Source organism: Serratia sp. BNK-23, from assembly GCF_047456145.1.
Lineage (GTDB): Bacteria > Pseudomonadota > Gammaproteobacteria > Enterobacterales > Enterobacteriaceae > Serratia > Serratia nematodiphila.
In genome coordinates this window covers 4,185,499-4,198,361 of sequence record NZ_CP179900.1, presented here as the reverse complement: position 1 = coordinate 4,198,361, position 12,863 = coordinate 4,185,499, and the positions used below count along the sequence as shown (strand labels likewise).

At 60.6% G+C, this 12,863-nt stretch carries 13 protein-coding genes; 6 read left to right on the top strand and 7 right to left on the bottom strand.

Annotated features, from left to right (window positions below):
• Window positions 1–23 precede the first annotated feature (23 nt).
• Complete coding sequence (gene ftsZ / locus ACMGF9_RS20025) at window positions 24–1,178, top strand: cell division protein FtsZ (protein WP_004932757.1); 1,155 nt, start codon at window positions 24–26, stop codon at window positions 1,176–1,178.
• 103 nt (window positions 1,179–1,281) lie between these two features.
• Complete coding sequence (gene lpxC, locus ACMGF9_RS20020; protein ID WP_004932754.1) at window positions 1,282–2,199, top strand: UDP-3-O-acyl-N-acetylglucosamine deacetylase; 918 nt, start codon at window positions 1,282–1,284, stop codon at window positions 2,197–2,199.
• A 104-nt stretch (window positions 2,200–2,303) separates the two neighbouring features.
• On the opposite strand, the gene ACMGF9_RS20015 is transcribed toward lpxC, so the two are convergent.
• Window positions 2,304–2,819: a DUF721 domain-containing protein gene (locus tag ACMGF9_RS20015; RefSeq protein WP_004932751.1), complete on the bottom strand. Its 516-nt coding sequence runs from the start codon at window positions 2,817–2,819 to the stop codon at window positions 2,304–2,306.
• A gap of 26 nt (window positions 2,820–2,845) precedes the next feature.
• On the opposite strand from ACMGF9_RS20015, the gene secM reads away from it, so the two are divergent.
• The 3 genes from secM (at window position 2,846) to mutT (ending at window position 6,652) form a co-directional block, all read left to right on the top strand.
• Window positions 2,846–3,376 (top strand): secA translation cis-regulator SecM, encoded by a 531-nt coding sequence (gene secM, locus ACMGF9_RS20010; RefSeq protein WP_076740942.1) that lies wholly within the window; start codon window positions 2,846–2,848, stop codon window positions 3,374–3,376.
• A gap of 82 nt (window positions 3,377–3,458) precedes the next feature.
• Entirely contained in the window at window positions 3,459–6,167 is a 2,709-nt protein-coding gene (gene secA / locus ACMGF9_RS20005) for a preprotein translocase subunit SecA (RefSeq protein WP_021505333.1), read from the top strand.
• 80 nt (window positions 6,168–6,247) lie between these two features.
• Window positions 6,248–6,652: an 8-oxo-dGTP diphosphatase MutT gene (gene mutT, locus ACMGF9_RS20000; protein ID WP_015376655.1), complete on the top strand. Its 405-nt coding sequence runs from the start codon at window positions 6,248–6,250 to the stop codon at window positions 6,650–6,652.
• Between the two features lie 39 nt (window positions 6,653–6,691).
• Here mutT and yacG read toward each other — a convergent pair whose 3' ends face one another.
• Genes yacG through coaE form a run of 3 tightly spaced genes read right to left on the bottom strand, consistent with a single transcriptional unit; the run spans window position 6,692 to window position 8,307 of the window.
• Window positions 6,692–6,883, bottom strand: coding sequence for a DNA gyrase inhibitor YacG (gene yacG / locus ACMGF9_RS19995; RefSeq protein ID WP_004932737.1), 192 nt, complete (start codon window positions 6,881–6,883; stop codon window positions 6,692–6,694).
• Between the two features lie 51 nt (window positions 6,884–6,934).
• Window positions 6,935–7,687: a cell division protein ZapD gene (gene zapD, locus ACMGF9_RS19990; RefSeq protein WP_004932732.1), complete on the bottom strand. Its 753-nt coding sequence runs from the start codon at window positions 7,685–7,687 to the stop codon at window positions 6,935–6,937.
• 5 nt (window positions 7,688–7,692) lie between these two features.
• Window positions 7,693–8,307: a dephospho-CoA kinase gene (gene coaE / locus ACMGF9_RS19985; RefSeq protein WP_004932729.1), complete on the bottom strand. Its 615-nt coding sequence runs from the start codon at window positions 8,305–8,307 to the stop codon at window positions 7,693–7,695.
• A 362-nt stretch (window positions 8,308–8,669) separates the two neighbouring features.
• Between coaE and ACMGF9_RS19980 the strand changes: the two genes are divergently transcribed.
• Window positions 8,670–9,713 carry a GMP reductase gene (locus tag ACMGF9_RS19980; RefSeq protein ID WP_015376656.1) on the top strand — a complete coding sequence of 348 codons (1,044 nt, stop codon included), beginning with the start codon at window positions 8,670–8,672 and terminating at the stop codon, window positions 9,711–9,713.
• 52 nt (window positions 9,714–9,765) lie between these two features.
• Here the strand turns inward: ACMGF9_RS19980 and hofC are convergent, their stop codons facing one another.
• The 3 genes from hofC to ppdD are packed head-to-tail and all read right to left on the bottom strand — an operon-like array spanning window position 9,766 to window position 12,847.
• On the bottom strand, window positions 9,766–10,965 hold the full coding sequence (gene hofC, locus ACMGF9_RS19975; protein WP_118892442.1) for a protein transport protein HofC: 1,200 nt from the start codon (window positions 10,963–10,965) through the stop codon (window positions 9,766–9,768).
• Window positions 10,962–12,404 carry a type II secretion system protein GspE gene (gspE, locus tag ACMGF9_RS19970; RefSeq protein ID WP_414160379.1) on the bottom strand — a complete coding sequence of 481 codons (1,443 nt, stop codon included), beginning with the start codon at window positions 12,402–12,404 and terminating at the stop codon, window positions 10,962–10,964. Before gspE ends, hofC begins: the two co-directional genes overlap by 4 nt.
• 5 nt (window positions 12,405–12,409) lie before the next feature.
• Window positions 12,410–12,847 carry a prepilin peptidase-dependent pilin gene (gene ppdD / locus ACMGF9_RS19965; RefSeq protein WP_015376659.1) on the bottom strand — a complete coding sequence of 146 codons (438 nt, stop codon included), beginning with the start codon at window positions 12,845–12,847 and terminating at the stop codon, window positions 12,410–12,412.
• Between the last annotated feature and the right edge of the window lie 16 nt (window positions 12,848–12,863).

Below are 12,863 nucleotides of genomic sequence, written 5' to 3'. Positions count from 1 at the left end.
CAGGCACAAAACGGAGAGAAACTATGTTTGAACCAATGGAACTAACCAATGACGCGGTGATTAAAGTCATCGGCGTCGGCGGCGGCGGTGGCAACGCCGTTGAACACATGGTGCGCGAGCGCATCGAAGGTGTTGAATTCTTCGCTGTGAACACGGACGCCCAGGCGCTCCGCAAAACGGCGGTTGGCCAAACCATCCAGATTGGTAGCGGTATTACCAAAGGTCTGGGTGCGGGCGCGAACCCTGAGGTGGGTCGCAATTCAGCGGAAGAAGACCGCGAAGCCCTGCGCGCAGCGCTGGACGGCGCAGACATGGTCTTCATCGCGGCCGGCATGGGCGGCGGTACCGGTACCGGTGCGGCGCCAGTGGTGGCTGAAGTGGCTAAAGATTTGGGTATTCTGACCGTGGCCGTGGTGACCAAGCCTTTCAACTTCGAAGGCAAGAAGCGCATGGCATTCGCGGAGCAGGGTATCGCTGAACTGTCCAAACACGTGGACTCGCTGATCACCATCCCGAACGACAAGCTGTTGAAAGTTCTGGGGCGCGGCATCTCTCTGCTGGACGCGTTCGGCGCGGCCAACGACGTGCTGAAAGGCGCGGTGCAGGGTATCGCCGAGCTGATCACCCGTCCGGGCCTGATGAACGTCGACTTCGCCGACGTGCGCACCGTGATGTCCGAAATGGGCTACGCGATGATGGGTTCCGGCGTGGCTTGCGGTGAAGACCGCGCCGAAGAAGCGGCCGAAATGGCGATCTCCAGCCCGCTGCTGGAAGACATCGACCTGTCCGGCGCGCGCGGCGTGCTGGTCAACATTACCGCTGGCTTCGATCTGCGTCTGGATGAGTTCGAAACTGTGGGTAACACCATCCGTGCGTTCGCTTCCGACAACGCTACCGTGGTTATCGGTACCTCGCTGGATCCGGAAATGAACGACGAACTGCGCGTTACCGTGGTTGCAACCGGTATCGGTATGGACAAGCGTCCTGAAATCACTCTGGTGACCAATAAGCAGGCCAGCCAGCCAGTGATGGATCACCGTTATCAGCAGCACGGCATGTCGCCTCTGCCGCAGGAAGTGAAACCTGCCGCCAAGGTGGTCAACGACCAAGCTGCGCAGCCGAATAAAGAGCCCGACTATCTTGATATTCCAGCCTTCCTGCGTAAACAGGCAGACTAAGAATATCCTGAGAATTTGGAATCTCCGCTCTTTGTGCTAAACTGTCCCGCCGGCCATGCTGTATGCTTGGCTGGTAGGATGGATAACATTGCGAGATAAAACGATGATCAAACAAAGGACATTAAAACGTATTGTTCAGGCGACTGGCGTCGGTTTGCATACCGGCAAGAAAGTCACGCTGACAATGCGCCCAGCGCCGGCTAATACCGGGGTCATCTATCGTCGCACTGACTTGAATCCACCGGTTGATTTTCCGGCTGATGCAAAATCCGTGCGTGATACCATGCTCTGTACTTGCCTGGTGAATGAGCATGACGTGCGTATTTCGACCGTTGAGCACCTCAACGCCGCGCTGGCTGGGCTGGGCATCGACAATATCGTCATCGAAGTCGACGCCGCTGAAATCCCAATCATGGACGGCAGCGCCAGTCCGTTCGTGTTCTTGCTGCTGGATGCCGGCATCGAAGAACTGAACTCGGCGAAGAAATTCCTGCGTCTGAAAGAGACCGTGCGTGTTGAAGATGGCGACAAATGGGCCGAGCTGTCCCCGCATAACGGGTTCCGCCTGGACTTCACCATCGACTTCAACCACCCGGCTATCGACGCCAGCTCTCAGCGCTACCGTCTTGATTTCTCGGCTGAGTCGTTCGTGCGTCAAATCAGCCGCGCGCGCACCTTCGGGTTCATGCGCGATATCGAATATCTGCAGTCCCGCGGCTTGGCCCTGGGCGGCAGCTTCGATTGCGCCATCGTGGTAGATGACTACCGCGTGCTGAACGAAGACGGTCTGCGTTTCGAAGACGAGTTCGTACGTCACAAAATGCTGGACGCCATCGGCGACCTGTTCATGTGCGGCCACAACATCATTGGCGCGTTCACCGCGTTCAAGTCTGGGCACGCGCTGAACAACAAACTGCTGCAGGCCGTACTGGCCAAGCAGGAAGCGTGGGAATACGTGACCTTCCAGGACGAAGCCGAAATGCCGTTGGCATTCAAGGCACCGTCTACCGTATTGGCGTAAGGTCTGAATTCCTCGCCTGCTGCGAATAATGGCAGGCGCATCCTCTGAGAGCCTGAGAATTCAGGCTCGTGATGCCGTCTGATGTTTTGCAGTTGTGTCGCTGATTACTTATCACGACTGGTTGTGTTGGTACCCTCTCCGGCCAATGCAGCCAGCCGTTCCAATATCTTGCGCAGTTTCTCCGGGCTACGGCTCGCCAATCCTCTCAGCTCTTCCGCACTTTCCAGACTCAAATGCCGCATCGGCACGGGTTTTTCCGGCGCTTTCTCGGCGTTTTGCACCTGGTTGCTGCCTTTCGCCATCAAGGCCGGATTAATCCTGATGTCGATCGACGACAATGATGGTAGAATTTGCGCTCGTAGTGCAGACAGCAAAGCGGGTTGTTCGTAGCGCAAGCGCATCATCCAACTGGCATTTGCCGTTTCGAGCACTAAAATACCCTGTCGGAAATTCGCGACGCGGCACCAGGGATGCAGGGGAGCGGGCAACAGGCCCTTCACTGCACGGTTAAGCTTGAGCAGCGCCACCGCGCGTTGCTGGACGTTATGCAGCGGCCCTTTGCTGCCGGCAGACGCGTCGTCGAACAGGACATCTAATAATTGTGGACGGCTATCGCGCATAATGGGCTCCGGCGGATTATAAACTCGTGATCGGTATTCTAAATCGTTGGCGACAATTTGGCAGACGTTATTTCTGGCCCCATCTCCTGTTAGGGATGGTTGCGGCCACGCTTGGCGCGTCTTCCAATTTGTCCGGCGCTCCCGATCAGGCCGCACTGCCGAATACGTCGTCCAGCCTTAACCGGCAAAATTCGGCCAACGGCACCTTCACCAGCCTGGCCCTGCTGCAGGACGCGCACCGCCGCCCTACCTTCAGCGTAGATTATTGGCAGCAGCATGCACTGCGCACCGTCATTCGTCACCTCTCTTTCGCGCTGGCGCCGCAGGCGGTTTATGCGCGGGTACAGGAGAGCGAAGCCGAAGCGGAACCGCCTTTGCAGGTAGCGCAACTGGCGCTGCTGTCTACCCTCAATGCGCTGCTGACGCATGAGCCGAAGCCGCCGACCATTATTCGCCACACCCACCTCGAGGTGCTGCCAACGCTGGCGCGGCACCAGACCGGCCTGTGGGTGGCTCAGGTGCAGGGCATTCGCGCCGGGCCCGTCGTTCTCGTCTGACTCCGCCCTTAGGGCACAAAAACCATAAATAATAGCAAGTTGACTGCCGCCTTCGGCCGTCATGACAGAGATATCAAACATCATGTTAGTGAAATTATTAACCAAAGTTTTTGGCAGCCGTAATGATCGTACCCTGCGCCGCATGCGCAAAGTGGTTGAGCAGATCAACCGCATGGAACCGGACATGGAAAAACTGTCCGATGACGAGCTGAAAGCGAAAACCAACGAGTTCCGCGCACGCCTGGAAAAAGGTGAGTCGCTGGAAAGCCTGATCCCGGAAGCCTTCGCCGTGGTGCGCGAGGCGAGCAAGCGCGTGTTCGGCATGCGTCACTTCGACGTGCAGCTGCTGGGCGGCATGGTGCTGAACGACCGCTGCATCGCCGAGATGCGTACCGGTGAAGGTAAAACCCTGACCGCGACGCTGCCGGCCTACCTGAACGCCCTGAGCGGCCGCGGCGTGCACGTGGTGACCGTCAACGACTATCTGGCGCAGCGTGACGCCGAAAACAACCGCCCGCTGTTCGAGTTCCTCGGCCTGAGCATCGGCATCAACCTGCCGGGCATGCCGGCGCCGGCCAAGCGTGAAGCTTACGCCGCCGACATCACCTACGGCACCAACAACGAATACGGCTTCGACTACCTGCGCGACAACATGGCGTTCAGCCCGGAAGAGCGCGTGCAGCGCAAACTGCACTATGCGCTGGTGGATGAGGTGGACTCCATCCTGATCGATGAAGCGCGTACGCCGCTGATCATCTCCGGCCCGGCCGAAGACAGCTCCGAGATGTACATCAAGGTCAACAAGCTGATCCCTAAACTGATCCGCCAGGAAAAAGAAGACTCCGACACCTTCAAGGGTGAAGGGCACTTCTCGGTGGATGAGAAGGCGCGCCAGGTCCACCTGACCGAACGCGGCCTGATCCTGATCGAAGAGATGCTGGTGGAAGCCGGCATCATGGATGAAGGCGAATCGCTGTACTCGCCGACCAACATCATGCTGATGCACCACGTTACCGCCGCGCTGCGCGCCCACGTGCTGTTCACCCGCGACGTTGACTACATCGTGAAAGACGGCGAAGTGATCATCGTCGATGAACACACCGGCCGTACCATGCAGGGCCGCCGTTGGTCCGACGGTCTGCACCAGGCGGTGGAAGCCAAAGAAGGCGTGGAGATCCAGAACGAGAACCAGACGCTGGCTTCGATCACCTTCCAGAACTACTTCCGTCTGTACGAGAAGCTGGCCGGGATGACCGGTACCGCCGATACCGAAGCCTTCGAATTCAGCTCGATCTACAAGCTGGACACCATCGTGGTGCCAACCAACCGTCCGATGATCCGTAAGGACATGCCGGATCTGGTGTACATGACCGAGAAAGAGAAGATCGGCGCCATCATCGAGGACATCCGCGAGCGTACCGCCAAAGGCCAACCGGTGCTGGTGGGTACCATCTCGATCGAGAAATCCGAAGTGGTGTCCCGTGAGCTGACCAAAGCGGGCATCGACCACAAGGTGCTGAACGCCAAATTCCACGCCATGGAAGCGGACATCGTCGCCCAGGCCGGCCAGAGCGGTGCGGTAACCATCGCCACCAACATGGCGGGTCGTGGTACCGATATCGTGCTGGGCGGCAGCTGGCAGGCCGAAGTGGCGCTGCTGGAAGAACCGACCGAAGAGCAGATCGAAGCCGTCAAAGCCGCCTGGAAAGAGCGCCACGACGCGGTGCTGGCGGCGGGCGGCCTGCATATCATCGGCACCGAGCGCCATGAATCGCGCCGTATCGATAACCAGCTGCGCGGCCGTTCCGGTCGTCAGGGCGACGCCGGTTCATCCCGCTTCTATCTGTCGATGGAAGATGCCCTGATGCGTATCTTCGCCTCGGATCGCGTATCCGGCATGATGCGTAAACTGGGCATGAAAGAAGGCGAAGCGATTGAGCACCCGTGGGTGACCAAGGCGATCGCCAATGCCCAGCGTAAGGTAGAGAGCCGCAACTTCGACATCCGTAAGCAGCTGCTGGAGTACGATGACGTCGCCAACGATCAGCGCCGCGCCATCTACAGCCAACGCAACGAATTGCTGGACGTGTCCGACGTGAGCGAAACCATCGCCAGCATCCGCGAGGACGTGTTCAAGAGCACCATCGACAACTACATCACGCCGCAGTCGCTGGAAGAAGAGTGGGATATTCAGGGGCTGGAAGAGCGCCTGAAGAACGACTTCGATCTGGAGATGCCGATCGCCCAGTGGCTGGACAAAGAGCCGGAGCTGCACGAAGAGACGCTGCGCGAACGCATTCTGGAGAACGCCAAAGAGCAGTATCAGCGTAAGGAAGAAGTGGTCGGCAGCGAGATGATGCGCAACTTCGAGAAGGGCGTGATGCTGCAGACGTTGGATTCTCTGTGGAAAGAGCATCTGGCGGCGATGGACTACCTGCGCCAGGGTATCCACCTGCGCGGTTACGCGCAGAAGGATCCGAAGCAGGAGTACAAGCGTGAATCCTTCAACATGTTCGCCACCATGCTGGAATCGCTGAAATATGAAGTGATCAGCGTGCTGAGCAAGGTACAGGTGCGGATGCCGGAAGAGGTGGAAGCGCTGGAACAGCAGCGCCGTGAAGAGGCCGAGCGTCTGGCGCAGCAGCAACAGCTGAGCCACCACGACGAGAACGCGCTGGTGACTGAAGATCCGAACGCGCCGGCGACCGCCGAGCGTAAAGTGGGGCGCAACGATCCTTGCCCATGCGGTTCCGGCAAGAAATACAAGCAGTGCCACGGCCGCCTGCAGTAATGCCGGCCGCGGTTAACCGATAACACCCAGGGGTTCAGCTTGCTGAGCCCCTGTTTTTTGGCACCCATCAGGAGGGTGAGATGAAACATCTGAATATCGCCGTGGGCATTATCCGCAATGCTCAACAGGAGATCTTTATTACCCGCCGCGCCGCCGATGCGCACATGGCCGGCTTTTGGGAGTTTCCCGGCGGTAAGATCGAACAGGGTGAAACGCCGGAACAGGCGTTGAGCCGCGAGCTGCGGGAAGAGACCGGTATCGAAACCGAACGCGCCGAACTGCTGGAGGTGGTGGAGCACCGCTTCAGCGATCGCATCGTGACGCTGAATTTTTATCTGGTAGAAGCCTGGGCGGGTGAGCCGTTCGGCCGCGAGGGGCAACCGATGCGCTGGGTAAAACAGGTGGACCTGCGTGAAGACGAGTTCCCGGAAGCCAACGTCGGCATTATTCAGCTGCTGGTGGCACAGGCGAACGCCGCGCAATAACCAGTTTGGCCTGGCGTCCGCCAGGCCAACAGCGGGCGATCAGCGATCGTCCATTTCGCTCCAGTCTTCGCTTTCCGACAGATCGCTGTTGCTCGGAATGCGCTTCTCTTCATCGGCCCACTCGCCGAGATCGATCAGCTGGCAGCGTTTGCTGCAAAACGGCCGGAATGGGCTGACTTCACCCCAAACCACGCCGGTGCCACAGGTTGGGCATTTTACTACGGTCGTCATAACGGTTCCTTACGCCTTCTTGCGGTGCTGAGAAGGCTTTCTTTCATAAGTTCAACAACAGGCCAGTTCGAACGTCAGGCGTTCAGGCACCGCGCCATGTTCGCTGTCCAGCGGCAGGAAACGAATAGCATAACGCGTCTTATGGCCGGAAATCTGCGGATAAAGCTGCGGCGCCAGATGGAGGCGCAGGCGCAGCAGATCCGCCCCTTCGGCGTTGTCCTGGAAAAAACCGTTCAGGCTGATTTGATTGCGGAACGGCCCGGATTGGCGGATCAGATCCAACACCATGATCAGCGCCTGGTTCAGCGGATCCAGCGACTGCAGCCAGGCGGCGACGTCGGCATCGCGATCTTGCTGCGGCGCGTGCATCCACATGTGCAGGGTCGGCAGATCGAAGCTGCAGCAACCGCCAGGAATGTTCAGCCGCTGACGCACCAGGCCGATCAGCCGATCTTCGCGCAGCGCCTGGCCGAGGCGCGGCGCCGCCATCAGCGCCGATGAGCGCGACTTCAGCTGGCCGCGCAGCTGGTCGATCAGCGCCATATCCACGCCCGGCACATCGGCCCAGGCCAACAGTTTCTGCTGCTGGCGCTCCAGCTCTTTGAGCAGTTCGGTGCGCACTTCGCCGCGCTCCAGCACGTCCAGCAAGTCGGAGACGGTGCGAAAGAAGGTGAGGGCGATGGCGGTTTCACTCAGGGCGCGTTGGCCGTGCAGCTGTTGCAGCAGGAATTCGATGCGCAGCCAGGTGCGCATCTTCTCGTTCAGCGGGTGTTCAAAGAGAACGGTTGGGGAAACATCACTCATGCAGTTTAATCCTGTTGGGGCGCTGTTGCCGCCAGTTCAAGGTAGCGACGATGCAGAGCGGCGACCTGTGGCTCTATCCCCTGAGCGGCGCCGCTGTTGTCAATAATGTCATCCGCCACGGCGAGGCGCTGCTGGCGCGTGGCCTGGGCGGCGAGAATGCTCTGCGCTTGCTCACGGCTTACGCCGTCGCGCGCGATGGTGCGAGCCAGCTGGGTTTCGGCGTCGACGTCGATCACCAGCACCCGATCGGCGCGATCCTGCAGGCGGTTTTCCACCAGCAGCGGCACCACCCACAGCGCGTACGGGCTGGTGGCCTGCGCCAGTTGGCGCTGGGTTTCTCGGTGTATCAGCGGGTGCAGCAGCTGGTTCAGCCAGGTTTTGTCATCGGGATGGCTGAAGATGCGCTGACGCAGCGCAGCGCGATCCAACGCACCGTCCGGCAGCAACATTTCATTACCAAATCGTTCGGCGATCGCGGCCAAGGCAGGGGTGCCCGGCTCGACGACCTGACGGGCGATCACGTCGGCATCGACAAGGGTTGCGCCGTGGCGCGCAAAGGCGTTCGCGACGGTCGTCTTGCCGCTGCCTATGCCCCCGGTCAACGCAACAATGTAGGCCATGGTGTTAGGTGCATCCGATGTTCATAAAAAAATAATAGTCGAATCATAAAGCGATCGCGCAGAAGTGCAAGTCGGCAGGCGGCGCTTGCGCATCGGCACCGATTGGGTGGCGAGAAAAAACGCAGCGGCACGGCAAAAATGAGCGGGCAATCACACTGCGATTATGCAGGTAAATTTGTCGGATTGTAGCGTAAATAAAGGCGAATTCGCAGTCTTGTTCGGCGATTATTAGCGCGTATTATAACGTCACTGGAACTGGCATTAATCTCGCCGCCGTCTTTTTGCGCCACTGGAAAGCCGTCGGGTAGAGGTTCGAATATCCTCCTTGCGATCCGTCGCCATTAACCAGGAAATCATAAGTCATGCGTATTGAAGAAGATTTGAAGTTGGGCTTTAAAGACGTGTTGATCCGCCCTAAGCGTTCCACGCTGAAAAGCCGCTCCGAGGTTGAACTGGAACGTCAGTTTACCTTCAAGCATTCAGGTTGCAGCTGGTCCGGCGTGCCGATTATCGCAGCCAACATGGACACGGTGGGCACCTTCCGCATGGCCGAGGCCCTGGCTTCTTTCGACGTTCTCACCGCCGTACACAAACATTACAGCGTCGAGCAATGGGCTGACTTCGTGCAGCGCATGCCGGAATCGGTGCTGCGCCATGTGATGGTGTCCACCGGCACCTCCGAAGCCGACTTCGCCAAAATGCAGCAAATCCTGGCGCTGTCTCCGGCGCTGAAATTCATCTGTATCGACGTGGCCAACGGCTACTCCGAACACTTCGTCGCCTTCCTGCAGAAAGCGCGCGAAGCCTGCCCGAATCACGTCATCTGCGCCGGCAACGTAGTGACCGGCGAGATGGTGGAAGAGTTGATCCTCTCCGGCGCCGACATCGTTAAAGTCGGCATCGGCCCGGGATCGGTATGCACCACCCGCGTGAAGACCGGCGTGGGCTATCCGCAGCTGTCGGCGGTGATCGAATGCGCCGACGCGGCCCATGGGCTGGGCGGCCAAATCGTCAGCGACGGCGGCTGCTCGGTGCCGGGCGATGTCGCCAAAGCCTTCGGCGGCGGCGCGGACTTCGTGATGCTGGGCGGCATGCTGGCCGGCCACGACGAGTGCGAAGGCACCGTGGTGGAAGAGAACGGCGAGAAGTTCATGCTGTTCTACGGCATGAGCTCTGAATCGGCGATGAAGCGCCACGTCGGCGGCGTAGCAGAGTATCGCGCGGCCGAAGGCAAAACCGTCAAGCTGCCGCTGCGCGGCGAGGTGGAGTTTACCGTGCGTGATATCCTCGGCGGCTTGCGTTCCGCCTGCACCTACGTCGGCGCCGAGCGTCTGAAAGAGCTGACCAAGCGCACCACCTTTATCCGTGTGGCGGAGCAGGAAAACCGCGTCTTCGGCAGCAAATAAGCCGCAGCTTGCATTCGGGCGCCGCGCACCGCGGTGCCCGCTATCCTCTTCTTTATCCCAGCACGCTGCCCAGTTGAAAGATAGGCAGATACATGGCGATCACCAAAGCGCCGACAATCCCGCCCACCACCAGCATCAACAGCGGCTCCAGCGTTTGCGCCAGCGTATCGGCCAGCTCGTGCGTCTGCCGTTCATACCACTGCGCCAACTTATCCAGCAAGGCGTCCAGCGAACCGGACTCCTCGCCCACCCGCACCAGCTGCCGGCACAGTGGCGGAAACAGCGGTTGCAAACCCAGGGCCTGATGAAACGCTTCGCCTTCGGCGATCTGCCGTTGCACCTGCTCCAGCGCCTGCCGGTACAGCGGATGATCCGCCGCCAGCGCCGCCGCGTTCAAGCCTTCCACCAGCGTCAGCCCCGCGCGTTGGGTCATGGTCAGGATACGAAATGTTTGGCTCAGCGCGCCGCCGCTCACCAGCCGGGCAATCAGCGGCAGGCGCAGCAAGGCGGCCTGTTCGCGTTGGCGCCACGGAGGGCGCGGATGCAGCCAGCGGCAGTAGCCGAACAGCAACGCGCCGAGCAGCAGCGCCAAATAGGGGCCAACGGCGATCAGCAGCGCGGACAACCCCAATAATCCTTGGGTAAACCAGGGCAGCGGCGCATCGAACGACTGATAAACCTTGGCAAATTCCGGCAGCACCATCACCAGCATCAGCACGCTGACCAGTAGCGCCACCGCGCAGATGAAGAGGGGATACCGCAGCGCTTTGGTCACCTTGCGGCGCAGCAGCAACTGGGCCTCCTGTTGTTGCGCCAACTGCAGGCAGCAGCGATCGAGGTTGCCGGTCAGTTCGCCGATGGCGATCAGTTGGCGATAGATCAGTGGAAAAACGCTTGGTTGTGCGGCAAGGCTTTCGGAGAGCGGCTGCCCTTCGCGCACCTGGTCGACCAGCTGGCGCAGCAGGCAGCGCCAGGCTGCCGAAGGATGCTCTGCTGCCAGCAACTGCAGCGTATTGACCAGCGGCAGCCCGGCCTGCAACAGGGTAGCGAGCTGGCGGGTGAAGTGGATTAAGGGTTCTCCGCGCCATTGGCCGGGCGTGACGCGTTTGCCGTGCCCGATCCGCCAAGGTTGCAGGCCTTGTTCGATCAGCAGCCGGCTCACCTGCCGTTTTTCCTCGCTCATCAGTTCGCCGCGGCGTAAGGTGCCCTGAGCGTCGAAAGCCTGCCACAGAAACAACCGGCGCGCTTTCATGGCGTGGTTACGCCGGGCTGGACGAAGTCGATCACGCGGTACAGTTCTTCCAGCGAGGTCGTGCCTTCGGCGGCCAGCGCCAGACCCGCCTGCAGCAGCGAAAGCTGCCCCTGTTCGCGGGCGATATCCGCCAGCAGACTGGGAGCGGCGTTCGCCAGCAATGCCGCCTGAATTTCCGGCGTAATGGCCAACAGTTCATACACGCCGATGCGCCCATAATAGCCGCCGAAGCAGTGCTCGCAGCCGTCGGCGCGCCAGGCGAGCAACGGTTCCGCCCAGAGCGCGGTGGGAAAATGCGCCGGCTGGCTTTGCGGGTAGCGGCAGTGGCGACACAGCCTGCGCACCAGCCGCTGGGCGACGACCAGCTTCAGGCAGCCGGCGAGCAGGTAGCCGGGGATACCCATGTGCATCAGCCGCGTCAGGGTTTCAGCCGTGGAGTTGGTATGCAGCGTCGACAGCACCAGGTGGCCGGTTTGCGCGGCCTTGACCGCGATCTCGGCGGTTTCCGCATCGCGGATCTCGCCGATCATGATGACGTCCGGATCCTGGCGCAGCAGGGCACGCAGCACTCGGGTGAAGTTCAGCTCGGTTTTGGCGTTGATCTGGGTCTGATTGACGCCGAACAGCGGGATCTCGACCGGATCCTCGACGCTGCACAGGTTGCTTTGCGCATCATTCAACTGGCGCAGCCCGCTGTACAACGTTACCGTCTTGCCGCTGCCGGTCGGGCCGGTCACCAGGATCAAACCTTGCGGGCAGGCCAACGCTGCCGCGTAGCGCGCCAGATCCGTCCGGCTCATGCCCAGTTGATCCAGCGGTAGCTCTTGCTGCTCGCCCTGCTGAACGCGCAGCACCACCTTTTCGCCGTGCAACGTCGGCAGGGTGGCGATGCGCATGGCATAGCGCGCGCTGTCCAGCGTCAGGCTGAGCTGCCCGTCCTGAGGTTGACGGCGCTCGGCGATATCCAGTTGGCCGAGGATCTTCAGCCGGGCGATGAGGCGCGCAGCCAGCTGCGGCGGCGGTGAGGCAAGGGTTTGCAGCACGCCGTCGATGCGCAGGCGAATGCGAAAATGCTGCCGAAAGGGCTCAAAGTGAATGTCCGAGGCGCGGCGCTGAATGGCCAGGCGCAGCGTCTGGTTGATGAACTGTACCACCGGCGCATCGCCGTCGTCGGGGTAGGCGATGTCGGTCGTGTCCTCTTCGGCCGTCAACGGCGCCGGGAGCGGCTCGTGGTGCTGGTTCAGCGCCATCTCCAGCCTGGCCGCCGGCCATTGTTCCAAATGGATGCGCTTGCCGGTGGCGAAACGCAGCGCCGCCAGCAGCCCCTGCGGCGCTTCTTCGCTGAGCGCGACCGTCAGGGTGGTCGGGTCTTCGCTCAGCGCCAGCGCCTGATAGCGCCGGCACAGGGCGTGAACCTCTTCGCTGATTTGCGCGTTCATCGCCATTACTCCGCCGCGTTGTCGAAGCGGAAGACTTCCTGGCACACCTCAACCAACGTCGCGTTTTCGCTGCTGCACAGCCGGGTCCAGCGGGTCAGCCCATCGGCGTTCGACTTGGGGGTTAATGCCACCGCCAGGCCCTGTAGCGTTTGGCTGCCGGTCAGCGTGATCACGCCTTTGACGACTTTCACCCCGCTGACATAGCGCGACGTGCCGCCGGTGGGAATGCCTTTGCTGCCGGACTCGCAGCCGGCGGGCGCGCCTTCGTCCAGCACGCACAGCTCGACCGCCATTTTATACGGCGCCATGGTTTGCAGCATGTCGGTCATCGCCGCTTTCTGGATGTAGCGCTGGTAGGCGGGAATGCCGATGGCGCTGAGGATGGCGATGATGGCGATCACCACCATCAGTTCGATCAGGCTAAAGCCGCGTTGTGTTTCCATGCGTTGTTTCCTCCAT

What these genes read in the sequence shown, in the direction of transcription:
- ftsZ (WP_004932757.1), top strand. Translation starts at nt 24, where the DNA reads ATGTTTGAACCAATGGAACTAACCAATGACGCGGTGATTAAAGTCATC.
- lpxC (WP_004932754.1), top strand. Translation starts at nt 1,282, where the DNA reads ATGATCAAACAAAGGACATTAAAACGTATTGTTCAGGCGACTGGCGTC.
- ACMGF9_RS20015 (WP_004932751.1), bottom strand. Translation starts at nt 2,819, where the DNA reads ATGCGCGATAGCCGTCCACAATTATTAGATGTCCTGTTCGACGACGCG.
- secA (WP_021505333.1), top strand. Translation starts at nt 3,459, where the DNA reads ATGTTAGTGAAATTATTAACCAAAGTTTTTGGCAGCCGTAATGATCGT.
- mutT (WP_015376655.1), top strand. Translation starts at nt 6,248, where the DNA reads ATGAAACATCTGAATATCGCCGTGGGCATTATCCGCAATGCTCAACAG.
- yacG (WP_004932737.1), bottom strand. Translation starts at nt 6,883, where the DNA reads ATGACGACCGTAGTAAAATGCCCAACCTGTGGCACCGGCGTGGTTTGG.
- zapD (WP_004932732.1), bottom strand. Translation starts at nt 7,687, where the DNA reads ATGAGTGATGTTTCCCCAACCGTTCTCTTTGAACACCCGCTGAACGAG.
- coaE (WP_004932729.1), bottom strand. Translation starts at nt 8,307, where the DNA reads ATGGCCTACATTGTTGCGTTGACCGGGGGCATAGGCAGCGGCAAGACG.
- ACMGF9_RS19980 (WP_015376656.1), top strand. Translation starts at nt 8,670, where the DNA reads ATGCGTATTGAAGAAGATTTGAAGTTGGGCTTTAAAGACGTGTTGATC.
- hofC (WP_118892442.1), bottom strand. Translation starts at nt 10,965, where the DNA reads ATGAAAGCGCGCCGGTTGTTTCTGTGGCAGGCTTTCGACGCTCAGGGC.
- gspE (WP_414160379.1), bottom strand. Translation starts at nt 12,404, where the DNA reads ATGAACGCGCAAATCAGCGAAGAGGTTCACGCCCTGTGCCGGCGCTAT.
- ppdD (WP_015376659.1), bottom strand. Translation starts at nt 12,847, where the DNA reads ATGGAAACACAACGCGGCTTTAGCCTGATCGAACTGATGGTGGTGATC.